Origin of the sequence: Streptomyces sp. NPDC093260, assembly GCF_040683715.1 — a bacterium.
Classification (GTDB): domain Bacteria; phylum Actinomycetota; class Actinomycetes; order Streptomycetales; family Streptomycetaceae; genus Streptomyces; species Streptomyces sennicomposti.
This window is the reverse complement of record NZ_JBFBEK010000009.1, coordinates 261,238-279,999: the sequence shown is the minus strand read 5'-3', so window position 1 is coordinate 279,999 and position 18,762 is coordinate 261,238. Positions and strand designations below refer to the sequence as shown.

Genomic DNA, 18,762 nt, shown 5'->3' with positions numbered 1-18,762 from the left:
CTTGATGCCGTCCTCCAGCAGCGCCGCCAGCTCCGGCTCCACCACGAACTCACGGATGTCCGGGGCGAGCAGCGACTCCAGGTCGATGTCGGAGGCGTGCTGCGAGGAGACGACCACGGTGTCCAGACGGACCGCCTTGTCACCGTCGTACTCGATGGTGACCTGCGTCTTGCCGTCCGGGCGCAGGTAGGGGATCGTGCCGTTCTTGCGCACGTCCGACAGCCGCTTGGACAGGCGGTGCGCCAGGAAGACCGGCAGCGGCATCAGGGTCGGCGTCTCGTCCGTGGCGTAGCCGAACATCAGGCCCTGGTCGCCCGCGCCCTGCCGGTCCAGCTCGTCGTCGTCGCCCTCGACCCGGGTCTCGTACGCCGTGTCCACACCCTGCGCGATGTCCGGGGACTGCGCGCCGATCGACACCGACACACCGCAGGAGGCGCCGTCGAAGCCCTTCTTCGAGGAGTCGTAGCCGATCTCGAGGATCTTGTTGCGGACCAGGGTCGCGATGTCCGCGTAGGTCTTGGTCGTGACCTCGCCGGCCACGTGCACCAGGCCGGTGGTGATCAACGTCTCCACGGCGACCCGGGAGGTCGGGTCCTCGCGCAGGAGCGCGTCGAGAATCGTGTCGCTGATCTGGTCAGCGATCTTGTCGGGGTGACCCTCGGTCACGGACTCCGAGGTGAACAGACGACGGGACACAACGCTCCCTGGGGTTGCAGCGGCTGCTGGCTGATCATGGGCGGATGACGCGGGGCTGCGCCCGGCCGTCCGTGGAACAGTTTATCGGTCGCGCTCGGCCACCGGCCCACCCGTCTCGCCTCTCGGGAACGCTGTGACCTGCGGCACGGGCATTCTGCCCAATGCACGGCGGCCTTGGCCAGGGTCGCCACGCGTCGGGTGAGGGATGCGAGTGGATCGTGCGGCGAAGCGAAGCACTCATCGCAGTCTGGCGACCACCAGGTCCCACACGGTTTCGGCCAGGGCCTCCTTGGGGCCGTGCGGCACCGGGGTTTCGCCGCCGTCCGCGGCCAGCACCACGGCCTCGTTGTCCTCGGCGCCGAAGGTGCGGTGCTCCCCCACCTCGTTCACCACCAGCAGGTCGCAGCCCTTGCGGGCGAGCTTCTTGCGACCGTTGGCGAGGACGTCGTCGGTCTCGGCGGCGAAGCCCACGATCACCTGTCCGGACCGCGCCCGGTCGGCCGATATCTCGGCGAGGATGTCCGGATTACGCACCAGAACGATGGGCTCCGGTTCCTGGTCGTCCTTCTTCTTGATCTTTCCGGTGGCGTAGGAGGCGGGACGGAAATCGGCGACGGCGGCGGCCATGACGACCGCGTCGGCGTCCGCTGCGGCCTTCAGGACCGCCTCGCGCAGCTGCACGGCCGTGCCGACCGGGACGACGTCCACGCCCGCCGGGTCGGGCAGACCGGTGTTGGCGGCGACCAGGGTGACCCGGGCGCCGCGGGCCGCGGCCGTGCGCGCCAGCGCGTAGCCCTGCTTGCCGGAGGAGCGGTTGCCGAGGAAGCGGACCGGGTCGAGGGGTTCGCGGGTGCCGCCGGCGCTGACGACGACGTGCCGGCCGGCGAGGTCGGGCTCGGCCGCGCCCCGGGCGAGGACGCGGCGGCAGGCCTCGAAGATCTCCGCCGGGTCGGGCAGCCGGCCCTTTCCGGTGTCGACGCCGGTCAGCCGGCCGACCGCAGGTTCGATGACCACGGCGCCGCGGCGGCGCAGCGTCGCCACGTTCTCCCGGGTGGCCGGGTGCTCCCACATCTCGGTGTGCATGGCCGGGGCGAAGACCACCGGGCAGCGGGCGGTCAGCAGGGTGTTGGTCAGCAGGTCGTCGGCGAGGCCGTGGGCCGCCTTGGCGAGCATGTCGGCCGTCGCCGGGGCCACGACCACCAGGTCGGCGTGCTGGCCGATGCGGACGTGCGGCACCTCGTGGACGTCGTCCCAGACCTCGGTGGCGACCGGGTTGCCGGACAGGGCGGACCAGGTGGCGGCGCCCACGAAGTGCAGCGCGGAGGCGGTGGGCACCACCCGGACGTCGTGCCCGGACTCGGTCAGTCTCCGCAGCAGCTCGCACGCCTTGTAGGCGGCGATGCCGCCGCTGACCCCCAGAACGACCTTCGGCTTGTCCACCGTCTCTCCCCGGACTCGGCCCCGGTGCGCCGGGCGGCGCACGCCTTCTATGACACACCACAGGCCCGGCAGTCGCGCTGCCGGGCCTGTGGAGAAACCTACTGAGGTGCGCGGGTGAGACCTGCGCGGTGCGGACTTACTGCACCGGGCCTTCGATGGCCTCGGAGGTCAGCAGACCCGCGTTGATCTCGCGCAGGGCGATGGAGAGCGGCTTCTCGTGGACGTGGGTGTCGACGAGCGGACCGACGTACTCGAGGAGGCCCTCGCCGAGCTGCGAGTAGTACGCGTTGATCTGGCGGGCGCGCTTCGCCGCGTAGATCACGAGGCTGTACTTCGAGTCGGTGGCCTCGAGGAGCTCGTCGATCGGCGGGTTGATGATGCCCTCGGGCGCGGAGATGGAAGAGGACACGCTCTACCTTCCGATGGATGGGAAAGATTCAGTCAGCATGACCAGTGACGATCACACGACGTCCATCAAGGCTAGCAGCTCGCGCGCCACGTCCTCGACGGAGGTGTTGACCAGGGTCTCGTCGAACTCCGGCTCGGCCGCCAGCTCGATCTTGGCGGCCTCGAGCCGGCGCTCGATCACCTCGGGCGGCTCGGTCCCGCGGCCGGTGAGCCGGCGCACCAGCTCCTCCCAGGAGGGCGGGGCGAGGAAGACCAGGCGGCCCTCCGGCATGGTCTCGCGGACCTGCCGGGCGCCCTGGAGGTCGATCTCCAGCAGGACCGGCACGCCGGCCTCCAGGTGCTCCAGCACGGCGGCGCGCGGCGTGCCGTAGCGGTTGCCCGCGAACTCGGCCCACTCCAGCAGCTCGCCGTTGGCGATCAGCTTGTCCATCTCCTCGTCGGTGACGAAGAAGTAGTGGACGCCGTGCTGCTCACCGGGGCGGGGCTTGCGGGTCGTCGCCGACACCGAGAGCCAGACCTCGGGGTGCGCCTTGCGCATATGGGCGACGACCGTGCTCTTGCCGACCCCGGAAGGGCCGGAGAGCACGGTCAGCCGCGGACGTGCGTCCGGGGGTACGGGGGTCGCCCCCCGGGGTGTTACAGCCATGCAGCGATTATTCCAGCAATCGCGGGGTGCCCGGGACGCGCGTCCCGGGGACCCTCGACTCAGGAACCGGTGCTGCCGAACTCACGCTCCAGGGAAGCGATCTGGTTGGAGCCGAGGCCGCGCACCCGGCGGCTCTCGGAGATGCCGAGTCGCTCCATGATCTGCTTGGCGCGGACCTTGCCCACGCCCGGCAGGGACTCAAGAAGGGCCGACACCTTCATCTTGCCGATGACGTCGTTTTCCTGGCCCTGCTTGATGACCTCGTGCAGGGAGGCGCCGGAGTGCTTGAGTCGATTCTTGACCTCGGCCCGCTCCCGGCGAGCCGCGGCGGCCTTTTCGAGCGCGGCTGCGCGCTGTTCAGGGGTAAGGGGCGGAAGAGCCACGCCTACGTCACCTCGGATGTCGAACTGTCGGATACGGACCGGTGAGGAGGCGTTTCGCCCCACACCAGGGGAGCTACGGGCGACACGCTTGCCCGTGCGCTCTCGACGGAGACTAGCGGTCGAGGGCCCAAGAGTCAGCGAGAACAGCGGAAAAGTCCTGGTCAGCCTCGCTCAGGCCAGACATTTAGGACATACTGCCCCGGATTCGGGGAGGAATCCAGACTCCGGCGGACCCCGGACCGTCCGGCCCGCGTCTCAGCCGGCGGCCACCGCCGCCCGGATCTCCTCCGCGAAACGCTCCGCGGCGCCCCGCAGTGCGGCGACGTCGGGACCGTGACGCAGAACACCCCGGCTGACGTTCGGGACGACATTGCGCACCGCCGCGCCGAAGACGGCCGGCAGATCGGCCGGCGTGGCCCCCTGCGCGCCGATCCCGGGCGCCAGCAGCGGTCCGTTGACGTCCAGGTCGTAGGAGGACAGGTCGCCGAGCGTGGCGCCCACCACCGCGCCGAAGGAGCCCAGCGGCCGCTCCCCCGCGTTCTCGGCGGCCAGGTGCGCGAGCATGGTCGCGCCGACGTCCAGGCCGTCGGAGCGCCGGGCGTGCTGCACCTCGCCGCCTTCCGGGTTGGAGGTCAGCGCCAGCACGAACAGACCCGCGCCGCTCTGCCGGGCCAGCTCCACCGCGGGCCGCAGCGAGCCGTAGCCGAGGTAGGGCGAGACGGTCAGCGCGTCGGAGAACAGCGGGGCGTCCTTGCGCAGGAAGGACTCGGCGTAGGCGGCCATGGTCGAGCCGATGTCGCCGCGCTTGGCGTCCATGACGACGAGCGCGCCGGCCGCGCGCGCCTCGGCCACCGCCGTCTCCAGCACGGCCACGCCGCGCGAGCCGAACCGCTCGAAGAAGGCGCTCTGCGGCTTGAGCACGGCGACCCGGTCGGCCACCGCCTCCACGACGGTGCGACTGAACCGCTCCAGGCCCGCCACGTCGTCGTCCAGCCCCCACTCGGCGAGCAGGGAGGCGTGCGGGTCGATGCCGACGCACAGCGGCCCCCGCTCGTCCATGGCGCGGCGCAGACGCGCGCCGAAGGGTTCCAGGGGGCTCATACGGTTTCTCCCGCCTTCTTCACATCGGCGCCGACCGCGTCGGCGAGGGTGGCGTAGGGGCTGTTGCGCAGGCGCGCGGCCAGGCCCTTGTGGAGGGTTCGGCTCCAGAACGGGCCCTCGTAGATGAAGGCGCTGTAGCCCTGGACCAGCGTGGCGCCGGCCAGGATGCGCTGCCAGGCGTCCTCGGCGCTCTCGATGCCGCCCACGCCGACGAGGGTGATCCGGTCGCCCACGCGCGCGTACAGGCGGCGCAGCACCTCCAGGGAGCGAGCCTTGAGCGGGGCTCCGGACAGGCCGCCGGTCTCCTGGACGAGGGCCGGGTCGGAGGTCAGGCCGAGGCCTTCGCGCGCGATGGTGGTGTTGGTGGCGATGATGCCGTCCAGGCCCAGTTCCACGGCGAGGTCGGCGACCGCGTCCACGTCCTCGTCGGCGAGGTCCGGGGCGATCTTGACCAGCAGCGGCACGCGGCGGCCCGGCACGGCCCGGTCGGCGGCCTCGCGCACCGCGCTCAGCAGCGGGCGCAGCGCCTCGGTGGCCTGCAGGTCGCGCAGGCCGGGCGTGTTGGGCGAGGAGACGTTGACGACGAGGTAGTCGGCGTACGGCGCCAGGCGCTCGGCGGACTTCACGTAGTCGCCGACGGCCTCCTGTTCGGGGACGACCTTGGTCTTGCCGATGTTGACGCCGACCACGGTCCTGAAGACCGGCGTGCGCGAGGCCAGGCGGGCGGCGACGGCGAGCGACCCGTCGTTGTTGAAGCCCATGCGGTTGATCAGCGCCCGGTCGGCCACGAGGCGGAACAGCCGCTTCTTGGGGTTGCCGGGCTGGGGCTCGCCGGTGACGGTGCCGATCTCCACGTGGTCGAAGCCCAGCATGGACATGCCGTCTATGGCGACGGCGTTCTTGTCGAAACCGGCGGCGAGGCCGAACGGGCCGTGCATGCGCAGGCCCAGGGCCTCGGTGCGCAGCTCCTTGCAGCGGGGGGCCAGGGCGGCGGCGAGGAAGGTGCGCAGCACGGGGATCCGGGCGGCGAGACGGATCCAGCGGAAGGCGAGGTGGTGGGCTGCTTCCGGGTCCATCCGCCGGAAGACGAGGCGGAAGAAGATCTTGTACATCTCGGAGAAGTCCTCGGTGTCGTCATGAGGCGTCTCATGCGTCCGTCGCGTCAAGAGGGGCATGAGGGGGCTCATGAAGAGGGGGACACCGTTTCCGGTGTCCCCCTCGGGGCTGGCTGCTAGTCGCGGGCCGCGGTCAGGAACTCGGCGTGTTCCTGGAGCGAGCGCACGCCCACGTCGCCGTGGTTGAGGGCGTCGATGCCCTGGACCGCCGCGGCGAGCGCCTGGACGGTCGTCAGGCAGGGCACGGACCGCGCCACGGCCGCCGTGCGGATCTCCCAGCCGTCGAGGCGGCCGCCGGTGCCGTAGGGGGTGTTGACGATGAGGTCGACCTCGCCGTCGTGGATGAGCTGGACGATGGTCTTCTCGCCGTTCGGGCCGGTGCCCTCGGACTGCTTGCGCACGACGGTGGCGTTGATGCCGTTGCGCTTGAGCACCTCGGCGGTGCCGGAGGTGGCGAGCAGTTCGAAGCCGTGGGCGACCAGCTCACGGGCGGGGAAGATCATCGAACGCTTGTCCCGGTTGGCGACCGAGATGAAGGCGCGGCCCTTGGTGGGCAGCGGGCCGTAGGCACCGGCCTGCGACTTGGCGTACGCCGTGCCGAAGACGGAGTCGATGCCCATGACCTCGCCGGTGGAACGCATCTCCGGGCCGAGGACGGTGTCCACGCCGCGGCCGTGGATGTCGCGGAAGCGCGACCACGGCATGACGGCCTCCTTGACGGAGATCGGCGCGTCCAGCGGGATCGTGCCGCCGTCGCCGCTCTTGGGCAGCAGGCCCTCCGCGCGCAGCTCGGCGACGGTCGCGCCCAGCGAGATCCGGGCGGCGGCCTTGGCCAGCGGCACCGCGGTCGCCTTCGAGGTGAAGGGGACGGTGCGGGAGGCGCGCGGGTTGGCCTCCAGGACGTAGAGGATGTCGCCGGCCAGCGCGAACTGGATGTTGATCAGACCACGCACCCCGACACCGCGCGCGATGGCCTCCGTGGAGGCGCGCAGCCGCTTGATGTCGAAGCCGCCCAGGGTGATCGGCGGCAGGGCGCACGCCGAGTCGCCGGAGTGGATGCCGGCCTCCTCGATGTGCTCCATGACGCCGCCGAGGTACAGCTCCTCGCCGTCGTAGAGGGCGTCGACGTCGATCTCTATGGCGTCGTCCAGGAACCGGTCGACCAGGACCGGGCGGGACGGGCTGATCTCGGTGGACTCGGCGATGTAGGTCTGCAGGCGGGCCTCGTCGTAGACGATCTCCATGCCCCGGCCGCCCAGGACGTAGGAGGGGCGCACGAGGACCGGGTAGCCGATCTCGTCGGCGATGGTCTTGGCCTCGGCGAAGGTGGTGGCGGTGCCGTGCTTGGGGGCGGGCAGGCCCGCCTCGGCGAGCACCCGGCCGAAGGCGCCGCGGTCCTCGGCGGCGTGGATGGCCTCGGGCGAGGTGCCGACGATCGGCACGCCGTTGTCCTTGAGCGCCTGGGACAGGCCCAGCGGGGTCTGTCCGCCGAGCTGGACGACGACGCCGGCGACGGGGCCGGCCTGCCGCTCGGCGTGGACGATCTCCAGGACGTCCTCCAGGGTGAGCGGCTCGAAGTAGAGCCGGTCGGAGGTGTCGTAGTCGGTGGAGACGGTCTCCGGGTTGCAGTTGACCATCACGGTCTCGTACCCGGCGTCGGACAGCGCGAAGGACGCGTGGACGCAGGAGTAGTCGAACTCGATGCCCTGGCCGATGCGGTTGGGGCCCGAGCCGAGGATGATCACGGCGGGCTTCTCGCGCGGCGCGACCTCGGTCTCCTCGTCGTAGGAGGAGTAGAAGTACGGGGTCCTGGCGGCGAACTCGGCGGCGCAGGTGTCGACGGTCTTGTAGACCGGACGGATGCCGAGCGCGTGCCGCACCTCGCGCACCACGTCCTCGCGCAGGCCGCGGATCTCGGCGATCTGCTGGTCGGAGAAGCCGTGCCGCTTGGCCTCGGCGAGCAGGTCGCGGGTCAGCTCGGGGGACTCGGCCAGCTCGTCGGCGATCTCCTTGATCAGGAAGAGCTGGTCCACGAACCACGGGTCGATCTTCGTGTACGCGAAGACCTCCTCGGGGGTCGCGCCGGCCCGGATGGCCTGCATCACGGTGTTGATCCGGCCGTCGGTGGGGCGTACGGCCTCTTCGAGCAGCGCCGTCTTGTCGCCGGTCTCGCCGACGAAGGTGAACTGGCTGCCCTTCTTCTCCAGGGAGCGCAGCGCCTTCTGGAAGGCCTCGGTGAAGTTGCGGCCGATGGCCATGGCCTCGCCGACCGACTTCATGGTGGTGGTGAGGGTGGAGTCGGCGCTCGGGAACTTCTCGAAGGCGAACCGCGGGGCCTTGACGACCACGTAGTCGAGCGTGGGCTCGAAGGAGGCCGGGGTCTCCTGCGTGATGTCGTTGGGGATCTCGTCCAGCGTGTAGCCGACGGCGAGCTTGGCGGCGATCTTGGCGATGGGGAAGCCGGTGGCCTTGGAGGCCAGCGCCGAGGAGCGCGAGACGCGCGGGTTCATCTCGATGACGATGACCCGGCCGTCCTCCGGATCGACCGCGAACTGGATGTTGCAGCCGCCGGTGTCGACGCCGACCTCGCGGATGACGGCGATGCCGATGTCGCGCAGGATCTGGTACTCGCGGTCGGTGAGCGTCATCGCCGGGGCGACGGTGATCGAGTCGCCGGTGTGCACGCCCATCGGGTCGAAGTTCTCGATGGAGCAGACGACCACCACGTTGTCGTTCTTGTCGCGCATCAGCTCCAGCTCGTACTCCTTCCAGCCGAGGATGGACTCCTCCAGGAGCACCTCGGTGGTCGGGGAGAGCGTGAGGCCGGTGCCGGCGATGCGGCGCAGCTCCTCCTCGTCGTGGGCGAAGCCGGAGCCGGCGCCGCCCATGGTGAAGGAGGGGCGGACCACGACCGGGTAGCCGCCGAGGGTCTCGACGCCCTGGAGGACGTCGTCCATGGTGTGGCAGATCACCGAGCGGGCGGACTCGCCGTGCCCGATCTTCTTGCGGACCTCCTCGACCACCAGCTTGAACTGGTCGCGGTCCTCGCCCTTGTGGATCGCCTCGACGTTGGCGCCGATCAGCTCGACGCCGTACTTCTCCAGGACGCCGTTCTCATGCAGCGAGATCGCGGTGTTCAGGGCCGTCTGGCCGCCCAGGGTGGGCAGCAGGGCGTCGGGGCGCTCCTTGGCGATGATCTTCTCGACGAACTCGGGGGTGATCGGCTCGACGTACGTGGCGTCGGCGATCTCCGGATCGGTCATGATCGTCGCCGGGTTGGAGTTGACGAGGATCACCCGCAGGCCCTCGGCGCGCAGGACGCGGCACGCCTGGGTGCCGGAGTAGTCGAACTCGGCGGCCTGGCCGATGACGATCGGGCCGGAGCCGATGACCAGGACGGACTGGATATCGGTGCGCTTAGGCACGCTGGCCCTCCATCAGGGAAACGAAGCGGTCGAACAGGTAGGCGGCGTCGTGCGGGCCGGCCGCCGCTTCGGGGTGGTACTGGACGCTGAAGGCCGGCTTGTCGAGGAGCTGGAGGCCCTCCACCACGTTGTCGTTGAGGCAGACGTGGGAGACCTCGGCCCGGCCGAAGGGGGTCTCGGAGACCTGGTCGGTCGGGGCGTCGACGGCGAAGCCGTGGTTGTGCGCGGTGACCTCGACCTTGCCGGTCGTACGGTCCTGCACGGGCTGGTTGATGCCACGGTGACCGTACTTCAGCTTGTAGGTGCCGAAGCCGAGCGCGCGGCCGAGGATCTGGTTGCCGAAGCAGATGCCGAACAGCGGCGTGCCGCGCTCCAGGACGCCCCGCATCACCGAGACCGGGTGGTCGGCGGTGGCCGGGTCGCCGGGGCCGTTGGAGAAGAACACTCCGTCGGGCTCGACGGCGTAGACGTCCTCGACGGTGGCGGTGGCGGGCAGGACGTGCACCTCGATGCCGCGCTCGGCCATGCGGTGCGGGGTCATCCCCTTGATGCCGAGGTCCACGGCGGCGACGGTGAACTTCTTCTCGCCGATCGCCGGGACGACGTACGCCTCCCGGGTGGCGACCTCGGCGGAGAGGTCCGCGCCGACCATCTCGGGGGCCTCCTGGACGCGGGCCAGCAGCGCGGCGTCGTCCTGGACGGCGTCGCCGCTGAAGATGCCGACCCGCATCGCGCCGCGTTCGCGCAGGTGGCGGGTGAGGGCGCGGGTGTCGACGCCGCTGATGCCGACGACGCCCTGCGCGGCCAGCTCCTCGTCCAGGGAGCGCTTGGCGCGCCAGTTGGACGGGACGCGCGCGGGGTCGCGCACGACGTAGCCGGCCACCCAGATGCGCTGCGACTCGGGGTCCTCGTCGTTGACGCCGGTGTTGCCGACGTGCGGGGCCGTCATGACGACGACCTGGCGGTGGTACGACGGGTCGGTGAGGGTCTCCTGGTAGCCGGTCATGCCGGTGGAGAACACGGCTTCGCCGAACGTCTCCCCCACGGCCCCGTAGGCGCGGCCGCGGAAGATCCGGCCGTCCTCCAGGACGAGTACGGCGGGAACCCTCGCGGTTCCCCTAGAGGAGGTGGTCATCGTTCGACGCCTTCCGTGGTGTTCGTTTCGACTTCGATCATGGAGTTGAGGGCCTGGACCCACTCGGCGTGCTCGGCCGCCCGGTCGGAGCGGAAACCGGAGTCGATCAGCCGGTCGCCGTGCGTCCAGGTGACGATCAGCAGGCCGCCCTCGGTGAGGACCTTGCCGGCGATGCCCTTGTCCAGCCGGGCCCCGCGCAGCTGAGCGGCCGGGACGAAGAAGTCCGGCGCGCCAGGGCGTACGACGTCCAGGCCCGCGTCGGTGAGCGTCAGCTCGACGCGGCTGCGGGTGCCCAGGCCGCGCGCCACGATGCGGTCCAGCCACTGACCGGCGGTGGTGGAGCCGTGGTACCGGCCGGTCATCGTCAGTCTCGCCGCCCCGGGCTCCTCCGGCGCGCCGGGCAGCTCGGGCAGATCGCCCTGGAGGGTGCCGCGCCACTTCCAGCCCTCGCGCATCAGCCAGTAGACGAGCGCGACGAAGAGGGCGAGGCCGACCAGCCAGCCGATGCGGGCGCCCCAGTCGGTGACCGCGGCCGACTTCTCCTCGGCGGCGATCCGGGCGGCGTAGCCGGCTGCGAGCAGTGTTGCAGGTGTCACGTGAGCTTCCCGTCGACGAGCGTGGCCTTGCCCCGGAGCCACGTGTGGGTGACACGGCCCGGCAGCTCACGTCCCTCGTAGGGGGTGTTGCGGCTGCGCGAGGCGAAGCCCGCGGGGTCCACCTGCCCACGGTATGCCGTGTCGACGAGGGTGAGGTTGGCGGGCTCACCTGCCGAGACGGGGCGTCCGTGCCCGGTGGCGCGGCCGATCCGCGCGGGGGTGAGGGACATGCGGTCGGCGACGCCGGCCCAGTCCAGCAGTCCGGTGTCGACCATGGTGGCCTGGACCACGGACAGGGCGGTCTCCAGGCCGACCATGCCCATGGCGGCGGCGGCCCACTCGCAGTCCTTGTCCTCGTGCGGGTGCGGGGCGTGGTCGGTGGCGACGATGTCGATGGTGCCGTCGGCGAGGGCCTCGCGCAGCGCGTGCACGTCGCGCTCGGTGCGCAGCGGCGGATTGACCTTGTAGACCGGGTTGTAGGTGCGCACCATCTCGTCGGTGAGGAGCAGGTGGTGCGGGGTGACCTCGGCGGTGACGTCGATGCCGCGGGACTTGGCCCAGCGGACGATCTCGACGCTGCCGGCGGTCGAGAGGTGGCAGATGTGGACGCGGGAGCCGACGTGCTCGGCGAGCAGCACGTCCCGGGCGATGATCGACTCCTCGGCGACGGCCGGCCAGCCGCCCAGGCCCAGCTCGGCGGAGACGACGCCCTCGTTCATCTGCGCGCCCTCGGTCAGCCGCGGCTCCTGCGCGTGCTGCGCGACGACGCCGCCGAAGGCCTTCACGTACTCCAGGGCGCGGCGCATGATCACCGCGTCGTCCACGCACTTGCCGTCGTCGGAGAAGACGGTGACGCCGGCGGCGGACTCGTGCATCGCGCCGAGTTCGGCGAGCTTCCTGCCCTCCAGGCCGACGGTGACGGCGCCGATGGGCTGCACGTCGCAGTAGCCGTGCTCCCGGCCGAGCCGCCAGACCTGCTCGACCACGCCGGCGGTGTCGGCGACGGGGAAGGTGTTGGCCATGGCGAAGACGGCGGTGTAGCCGCCGGAGGCGGCGGCGCGGGTGCCGGTGAGGACGGTCTCGGAGTCCTCGCGGCCGGGCTCGCGCAGATGGGTGTGCAGGTCGACCAGGCCCGGCAGGAGCACCTTGCCGTCGGCCTCCACGACCTCGGCGCCCTCGGCGCTGAGACCGGCACCGACCTCGGCGATGGTCTCGCCGTCGATCAGCACGTCCTGCGGCTCGCCGCCGAGCACCTTGGCACCGCGGATCAGGATCTTGCTCATCTTCTACTTCTCCTCGGTGCGGGTGTGGGTGACGGCGGGCTCGTTGCCGCCGAGCAGCAGGTAGAGGACGGCCATCCGGATGGACACGCCGTTGGCGACCTGCTCGACGACGGTGCAGCGCGGGGAGTCGGCGACCTCGGCGGTGATCTCCATGCCGCGGACCATCGGGCCGGGGTGCATCACGACGGCGTGCTCGGGCATCCGCGCCATGCGCTCGCCGTCGAGGCCGTAGCGGCGCGAGTACTCGCGCTCGGTGGGGAAGAAGGCGGCGTTCATGCGCTCGCGCTGGACGCGGAGCATCATCACGGCGTCCGACTTGGGCAGGGTGGCGTCGAGGTCGTAGGAGACCTCGCAGGGCCAGGACTCGACGCCGACCGGCAGCAGGGTGGGCGGGGCGACCAGGGTCACCTCGGCGCCGAGGGTGTGCAGCAGGTCGACGTTGGAGCGGGCGACCCGGCTGTGCAGGACGTCGCCGACGATGGTGACGCGCCGGCCGGACAGGTCCTGACCGAGCCCGGCGTCGCGGCCGATCAGGCGGCGGCGCATGGTGAAGGCGTCGAGCAGCGCCTGGGTGGGGTGCTGGTGGGTGCCGTCACCGGCGTTGATGACGACGGCGTCGATCCAGCCGGAGGTGGCCAGGCGGTACGGGGCTCCGGAGGCGCCGTGCCGGATGACGACGGCGTCGACGCCCATGGCCTCCAGGGTCTGCGCGGTGTCCTTCAGGGACTCGCCCTTGGAGACGCTGGAGCCCTTGGCGGAGAAGTTGATGACGTCCGCGGACAGCCGCTTCTCGGCGGCCTCGAAGGAGATCCGGGTGCGGGTGGAGTCCTCGAAGAAGAGGTTGACGACGGTACGGCCGCGCAGGGTCGGCAGTTTCTTGATCGGCCGGTCGGCGACCCGGGCCATCTCCTCGGCGGTGTCGAGGATCAGGACGGCGTCGTCGCGGGTGAGGTCGGCGGCCGAGATGAGATGACGCTGCATCTGTCAGGCTCCGTAAGGAAGTTCATTCGGGAGGCGGGGCCGGGGCGGGCGCGGCGGCTCGTGGCGGGGCCCCGGAAGGCATGACCGGGCGCGGGCGCGCGTACGGGCACGGGCGCGGGGCGCGCGTCGGCGGGTACGCGCGCGTGGGCTAGTGCTGCGACTCGCCCGCGGCGTCCGGCTTGGCACCGAGCAGCACGGTGTCGCGACCGTCCTCCTCGGCGAGCTGGACCTTGACCGTCTCCCGCAGCGACGTGGGGAGGTTCTTGCCGACGTAGTCGGCGCGGATGGGCAGTTCGCGGTGGCCGCGGTCGACGAGGACGGCGAGCTGCACCGCGCGGGGGCGCCCGATGTCGTTGAGCGCGTCGAGGGCGGCGCGGATGGTGCGGCCGGAGAAGAGCACGTCGTCCACGAGGACGACCAGGCGGCCGTCGATGCCGTCACCGGGGATCTCGGTGCGGGCCAGCGCACGCGGCGGGTGCATGCGCAGGTCGTCGCGGTACATGGTGATGTCCAGCGAGCCGACCGGGATCTTGCGCTCGGTGATCTGCTCGAGCTTGGCGGCGAGCCGCTGGGCGAGGAAGACGCCCCGGGTCGGGATGCCGAGGAGCACGACGTCGTCGGCGCCCTTGGCGCGCTCGACGACCTCGTGGGCGATCCGGGTCAGCACCCGGGCGATGTCGGGGGCTTCGAGAACGGGCCGCGCGTCGGACGCTCGCGCCGCGGCGTGTGCGTCCTGCTTGTCGATCTTGTCCATACGAAACGGACCTCCTTCTCCGCCTCACGGGACGGACCTTAAAGGACGTCGGATTTGCGCCAACCACGGTAGCAGGTGCCGGGGACCGCTCCGCTCACCCCCTCGGCGCGACGGCGGATCGTTAGCACGGAAGCGGCGGGCCGCACCATTCGGCTTGACGCGGCAGAGTAACGCTGCGTAACCTCACAGTGAGTTACCAGCCGCGCGGCGTGGAATCCCGTCCAGCCGCGTCGACACAGTGTTCCGGGGAGCCATATGTCCAGCGAATACGCCAAACAGCTCGGGGCCAAGCTCCGGGCCATCCGCACCCAGCAGGGCCTTTCCCTCCACGGTGTCGAGGAGAAGAGCCAGGGACGCTGGAAGGCGGTCGTGGTCGGGTCGTACGAGCGCGGCGACCGTGCCGTGACCGTGCAGCGCCTCGCCGAGCTGGCGGACTTCTACGGGGTCCCCGTGCAGGAGCTGCTGCCGGGCACCACCCCGGGCGGTGCCGCCGAGCCCCCGCCGAAGCTGGTCCTCGACCTGGAGCGGCTGGCCACGGTGCCCGCCGAGAAGGCCGGCCCGCTGCAGCGGTACGCGGCGACGATCCAGTCGCAGCGCGGCGACTACAACGGCAAGGTGCTCTCGATCCGCCAGGACGACCTGCGCACGCTCGCCGTCATCTACGACCAGTCGCCCTCGGTCCTCACCGAGCAGCTGATCAGCTGGGGCGTGCTGGACGCGGACGCGCGGCGCGCGGTGGCGGCCCACGAGGAGGCCTGAGCCCCGCCGGCCGCCCAGGTCTCGGAAGACAACTGAAGAAACGTGCCGCCGGGGTGGCCGGAACCACATGGTTCCGGCCACCCCGGCGGCCTTCTGCGGCCCTGCGGGGGCACCCGGGCACCGGGAGGCGCACGGAACGCCGAGGGGCCCGCAGCGGTGACGCTGCGGGCCCCTCGGCACAGGCGTGCCTCGTACGCCTGCCGGGATCCGGTCGCTGCCGGATCCGTCAGGCCTCGGTGCCCGTGTCGCGGCGCAGCGAGGGCTTGAGGTCCTTCAGCCGACCGAGCAGGCCGTTGACGAACGAGGGCGACTCGTCCGTGGAGAACTCCTTCGCCAGCTGCACCATCTCGTCCAGCACGACGGCGTCCGGGGTCTCGTCGACCCAGATCAGCTCGTACGCGCCGAGCCGCAGGATGTTGCGGTCGACGACCGGCATACGGTCCAGCGTCCAGCCGACGGCGTACTGCGCGATCAGCTCGTCGATCCGGGTCGCGTGCTCGGCGTACCCCTCGACCAGCTGCATCGTGTACTCGCTGACCGGCGGCTGCCGGGTGTCGGAGCGGGAGAGCCGGACCCAGTCCGCGAGGACCGTGAGGACGCCGACACCGCGCTGGTCGCCCTCGAAGAGGATCTGGAAGGCGCGCTTGCGGGCCGTGTTGCGGGCAGCCACGGTTAGCTGTTCACCCGGCCGAGGTAGTCGCTCGTGCGGGTGTCGACCTTGATCTTCTCACCGGTGGTGATGAAGAGCGGGACCTGGATCTGGTGGCCGGTCTCCAGCGTGGCGGGCTTGGTGCCGCCGGTGGAGCGGTCGCCCTGGACGCCCGGCTCGGTCTCCTGGACGGTCAGCTCGACGGCGGCCGGCAGCTCCACGAAGAGCACCTCGCCCTCGTGCTGGGCGACCGTGGCGGTGAAGCCCTCGATCAGGAAGTTGGCGGCGTCGCCGACGGCCTTGCGGTCGACCATCAGCTGGTCGTAGGTCTCCATGTCCATGAAGACGAAGTACTCGCCGTCCATGTAGGAGAACTGCATGTCGCGCTTGTCGACGGTGGCCGTCTCGACCTTGACGCCGGCGTTGAAGGTCTTGTCGACGACCTTGCCGGAGAGCACGTTCTTGAGCTTGGTGCGCACGAAGGCCGGGCCCTTGCCGGGCTTGACGTGCTGGAACTCGACGACGGACCAGAGCTGGCCGCCTTCGAGCTTGAGCACCAGGCCGTTCTTGAGGTCGTTCGTGGAAGCCACGGTTGCGGAATCTCCTGGACTGACGTGGACGACCCCGGGGCACGCACCTATAGCGCGAGCAGCTCCTTGGTCGTGATGGTGAGTAGCTCGGGTCCGCCGTCCGCCTCGGGGCGTACGACGAGCGTGTCATCGATCCGGACACCGCCCCGTCCCGGGAGGTGGACCCCCGGTTCGACGGTGACCGGCACGCAAGCGTCCAGTTTACCCATGGCCGAGGGGGCCAACTGCGGGTCCTCGTCGATTTCGAGTCCGACACCGTGTCCGGTGAGCGACTGGAGACCCTCGGAGTAGCCCGCGGAGTCCAGCACCTGCCGGGCGGCGCGGTCCACCTCGCGGTACGCCGCGCCCGGCGTCAGCGCCTCCCGGCCGGCCCGCTGGGCGGCGAAGACCAGCTCGTACAGCTGGATCTGCCAGTCCGCGGGGGACGTGCCGATCACGAAGGTGCGGCCGATCTCGCAGCGGTAGCCGCGGTAGGCGGCGCCGAGGCAGACGGAGAGGAAGTCGCCCTCCTCCACCCTGCGGTCGGTGGGGCGGTGGCCGCGACGGCCGGAGTTCGGGCCGGTGGCCACGGAGGTGGGGAAGGCGGGTCCGTCGGCGCCGTGGTCGACCAGGCGGCGCTCCAGTTCCAGCGCCAGGTGGCGTTCGGTGCGGCCGACGAGGATGGACTCCAGGAGTTCGCCCAGGGCCTGGTCGGCGATCTCGGCGCCGATCCGCAGGCAGGAGATCTCCTCCTCGTCCTTGACGACCCTGAGCTGCTCGACCGCGCTGCCGAGGTCGGTCAGCCGCAGTCTGGGGGTCACCGAGGTGAGCGCGCGGTGGCGGGCCACGGTGAGGTGGTGCTCCTCCACGGCCAGGGAGTCGGCGTCCTGGGCCTGGGCGAGGCCTGCCGCCGCGACGGCCGGGTCGCCGCCGGGCTGGGGCAGGATCTGCACCCGCAGGTTGTCGTCGGGGCGCCCTTCGCAGGGCCGGTCGTCCGGTGGGCTCTGGCACACCAGAAGGTCCTCGCGCTTTCCGAGGAGCAGGACGGCACCGTGCGGGGCGGCGCCCGCGAGGTACCGCACATTGGCGGGACGAGTCACCAGCGCCGCCGCGCTGCCGCCCGCGTTGCAGCGCTCCCGTAGCCGGGTTCGGCGGGCCGCGTACACCTCTGACATGAACCGAGCGTAAGAGGGGTGGCCGGAAATTGCCGGTCGAGAGCGGCCGAGTGGGTTCGCCTCCGGCGGGCGGGGTGCGGTGCGCTGCGCGCGGCGGGCTGGATGGGTGCGCCGCGCACGGAGCTGTGGGTGCGCTGCTCGCGGGGCGGTTCGGCTGGGTCGCTTCGGGGCCGGGCGGCGGTGCGCTGGGGGCGGGGCGCCGGCCCACGCTGGAGGGACGCCCCCCGAGTTCTACGAGCAAGGGGGTGTGCCGGGGCCCACCCGTGCCGCCCTGGGGGCACCTCCCAGGCCCTTGAGCACTGGGGGAGGCACGACTGCCCGCAGCCACGGACGGGAGCCCGCCGGCCCCGCCCGGCGGCACCATGGCCCGCAGCCGAAGAGGATGCAGGGTCCGGCGGGGCTCACCAGGTCGGGGGGCTGGCGAGGGCTCTGGTGAGGACCTCGTTCAGGACCTGGGCGGTGGTGGGGATGTCCAGCTGGGAGTTGTCGATGATGGGGAGGCCCGAGCCGTACCAGCCGGCCATGCGGCCGTGGATGCGGGCGACCTCCTCGTCGGTGAGGCGGCGGTTCCCGCTGCGCTCGGCGTTGCGCTCCAGGACGACGTCCAGGCCGGGCAGCAGCACCACCGGCAGCAGGCCGGGGCCGACGTGCCGTTTCCAGCCGCCGAGGCCGACGACCGGACGGTCGGGGAAGACGGCGTCGTCGAGGATGCACGAGATGCCGTTGGCGAGGAAGTTGCGCGCGGCGAAGCCGCAGGTGCGACGGGCCAGGCGGTACTGCGCCTCGGAATTGTCGTTCCACCCGGACTGCGGGTTGGCGAAACCGGAGCGGACCCACTCGCGGACGTCGTCCAGGCTGATGTGCGCCGTGGGCACCCGGCGGTGCTCGGCCCAGTGCTTGGCGACGCTCGTCTTGCCGGCCCCGGCCGGACCGATGAGCAGCACCGCGAGTGTGGTGGTCGTCGGATCGGGGACCGTGTGGGCCGGCGGCACGCTCGGCATCACGACGGGGCCGCCCGGTGGCAGCCGGACGTGTCCGGTGGCGTCCGGGGGCGGAGCCGGTACGGCGCCGGGCTGCGCCGGAGGCTGCGGCGGCGACGGTGGACCGGCGGGGTGGCCGCCTGCGGGCGGCGGCTGGTGGAGCGGCATCGGCTGTCCGTCGGTCCGGCCCGGTGGGGGCTGGTGCGGCGGGGACGGGTGCACGCCCGGGCGGCCGGGCGCCGATGGCGGAGGTATGGGGGCGGAGCCCTGGTGTGCGTCCGGGTGGTAGGGACCCGGGTGGTGTGCGGCCTGCGGCCGGCCGGCGGCCGGTCCGTGCCCCGGCTGGTGGGGCGGCGGCAGCGGAGAACCCACTGCGTGCTGCATCCGGTGCCACTCCGTCTCGTACAAGGCAATGGGCGCTGGCGGCGGGCCCGAACCCCGCTCTGTACCGAACGGTACCGTCCCCGGCCGCCATGTGGTGAACGGCCGGGGCCGGGTCGAAGTGCCCGCCGCCGCCCGGCGAATGGGACGGACGGCGCCCGGTGGGACGTACCGCCCATCTCGCCGCCGCCCCGCAGAGGTCACCGCCCGCTCGGCCACCGCCCGGCGGGGCCCACGGCCTCACCGACTCGCCGCACCGCACGACCTGCCGCCCCACTCCCCCGCC

Annotated in this window: 18 protein-coding genes; 1 reads left to right on the top strand and 17 read right to left on the bottom strand. The window is 71.6% G+C overall.

Translation table 11 applies throughout. The features are described from left to right. From AB0N63_RS14700 to pyrR, 13 genes are all read right to left on the bottom strand, one after another. On the bottom strand, nt 1-696 hold a 696-nt coding region (locus AB0N63_RS14700), incomplete at its 3' end, for an S-adenosylmethionine synthetase N-terminal domain-containing protein (RefSeq protein ID WP_365528752.1). A gap of 237 nt (nt 697-933) precedes the next feature. Next, complete coding sequence (coaBC, locus tag AB0N63_RS14695; protein WP_365528749.1) at nt 934-2,136, bottom strand: bifunctional phosphopantothenoylcysteine decarboxylase/phosphopantothenate--cysteine ligase CoaBC; 1,203 nt, start codon at nt 2,134-2,136, stop codon at nt 934-936. Between the two features lie 136 nt (nt 2,137-2,272). Then, the gene (gene rpoZ, locus AB0N63_RS14690; RefSeq protein WP_009187588.1) at nt 2,273-2,545 is read right to left on the bottom strand and encodes a DNA-directed RNA polymerase subunit omega; all 273 of its coding nucleotides are present in this window, start codon (nt 2,543-2,545) and stop codon (nt 2,273-2,275) included. Nucleotides 2,546-2,596: 51 nt separating this feature from the next. Beyond that, complete coding sequence (gmk, locus tag AB0N63_RS14685; RefSeq protein ID WP_027758538.1) at nt 2,597-3,190, bottom strand: guanylate kinase; 594 nt, start codon at nt 3,188-3,190, stop codon at nt 2,597-2,599. 59 nt (nt 3,191-3,249) lie between these two features. After that, complete coding sequence (locus AB0N63_RS14680) at nt 3,250-3,573, bottom strand: integration host factor (protein WP_003977346.1); 324 nt, start codon at nt 3,571-3,573, stop codon at nt 3,250-3,252. 255 nt (nt 3,574-3,828) lie between these two features. Then, the gene (gene pyrF / locus AB0N63_RS14675; RefSeq protein WP_365528746.1) at nt 3,829-4,674 is read right to left on the bottom strand and encodes an orotidine-5'-phosphate decarboxylase; all 846 of its coding nucleotides are present in this window, start codon (nt 4,672-4,674) and stop codon (nt 3,829-3,831) included. Further along, nucleotides 4,671-5,786, bottom strand: coding sequence for a quinone-dependent dihydroorotate dehydrogenase (locus AB0N63_RS14670; RefSeq protein WP_365528772.1), 1,116 nt, complete (start codon nt 5,784-5,786; stop codon nt 4,671-4,673). Before AB0N63_RS14670 ends, pyrF begins: the two co-directional genes overlap by 4 nt. Before the next feature lie 119 nt (nt 5,787-5,905). Then, on the bottom strand, nt 5,906-9,214 hold the full coding sequence (gene carB / locus AB0N63_RS14665) for a carbamoyl-phosphate synthase large subunit (protein ID WP_365528744.1): 3,309 nt from the start codon (nt 9,212-9,214) through the stop codon (nt 5,906-5,908). Further along, complete coding sequence (gene carA, locus AB0N63_RS14660; RefSeq protein ID WP_365528741.1) at nt 9,207-10,349, bottom strand: glutamine-hydrolyzing carbamoyl-phosphate synthase small subunit; 1,143 nt, start codon at nt 10,347-10,349, stop codon at nt 9,207-9,209. The genes carB and carA overlap by 8 nt, the downstream gene beginning before the upstream one ends. Next, nucleotides 10,346-10,945, bottom strand: coding sequence for a hypothetical protein (locus AB0N63_RS14655; RefSeq protein WP_365528738.1), 600 nt, complete (start codon nt 10,943-10,945; stop codon nt 10,346-10,348). Before AB0N63_RS14655 ends, carA begins: the two co-directional genes overlap by 4 nt. Next, a complete protein-coding gene (locus AB0N63_RS14650) occupies nt 10,942-12,228 on the bottom strand; it encodes a dihydroorotase (RefSeq protein WP_365528735.1) in 1,287 nt (428 codons plus the stop codon). The genes AB0N63_RS14655 and AB0N63_RS14650 overlap by 4 nt, the downstream gene beginning before the upstream one ends. A 3-nt stretch (nt 12,229-12,231) precedes the next feature. After that, on the bottom strand, nt 12,232-13,209 hold the full coding sequence (locus AB0N63_RS14645; protein WP_365528732.1) for an aspartate carbamoyltransferase catalytic subunit: 978 nt from the start codon (nt 13,207-13,209) through the stop codon (nt 12,232-12,234). 148 nt (nt 13,210-13,357) lie between these two features. Continuing rightward, a complete protein-coding gene (gene pyrR, locus AB0N63_RS14640) occupies nt 13,358-13,963 on the bottom strand; it encodes a bifunctional pyr operon transcriptional regulator/uracil phosphoribosyltransferase PyrR (RefSeq protein ID WP_365528729.1) in 606 nt (201 codons plus the stop codon). Between the two features lie 255 nt (nt 13,964-14,218). On the opposite strand from pyrR, the gene bldD reads away from it, so the two are divergent. Beyond that, nucleotides 14,219-14,722 (top strand): transcriptional regulator BldD, encoded by a 504-nt coding sequence (gene bldD, locus AB0N63_RS14635; protein WP_019984640.1) that lies wholly within the window; start codon nt 14,219-14,221, stop codon nt 14,720-14,722. A 226-nt stretch (nt 14,723-14,948) separates the two neighbouring features. Here bldD and nusB read toward each other — a convergent pair whose 3' ends face one another. From nusB to AB0N63_RS14615, 4 genes are all read right to left on the bottom strand, one after another. Then, entirely contained in the window at nt 14,949-15,392 is a 444-nt protein-coding gene (gene nusB / locus AB0N63_RS14630; protein WP_365528725.1) for a transcription antitermination factor NusB, read from the bottom strand. 2 nt (nt 15,393-15,394) lie between these two features. Beyond that, nucleotides 15,395-15,961, bottom strand: a complete 567-nt coding sequence (gene efp / locus AB0N63_RS14625) for an elongation factor P (protein WP_009187601.1) — start codon at nt 15,959-15,961, stop codon at nt 15,395-15,397. 47 nt (nt 15,962-16,008) lie between these two features. After that, nucleotides 16,009-17,115 (bottom strand): aminopeptidase P family protein, encoded by a 1,107-nt coding sequence (locus tag AB0N63_RS14620; RefSeq protein ID WP_365528722.1) that lies wholly within the window; start codon nt 17,113-17,115, stop codon nt 16,009-16,011. 401 nt (nt 17,116-17,516) lie between these two features. After that, the gene (locus AB0N63_RS14615; RefSeq protein WP_365528720.1) at nt 17,517-18,479 is read right to left on the bottom strand and encodes a Pro-rich N-terminal domain-containing protein; all 963 of its coding nucleotides are present in this window, start codon (nt 18,477-18,479) and stop codon (nt 17,517-17,519) included. Nucleotides 18,480-18,762: the final 283 nt, after the last annotated feature.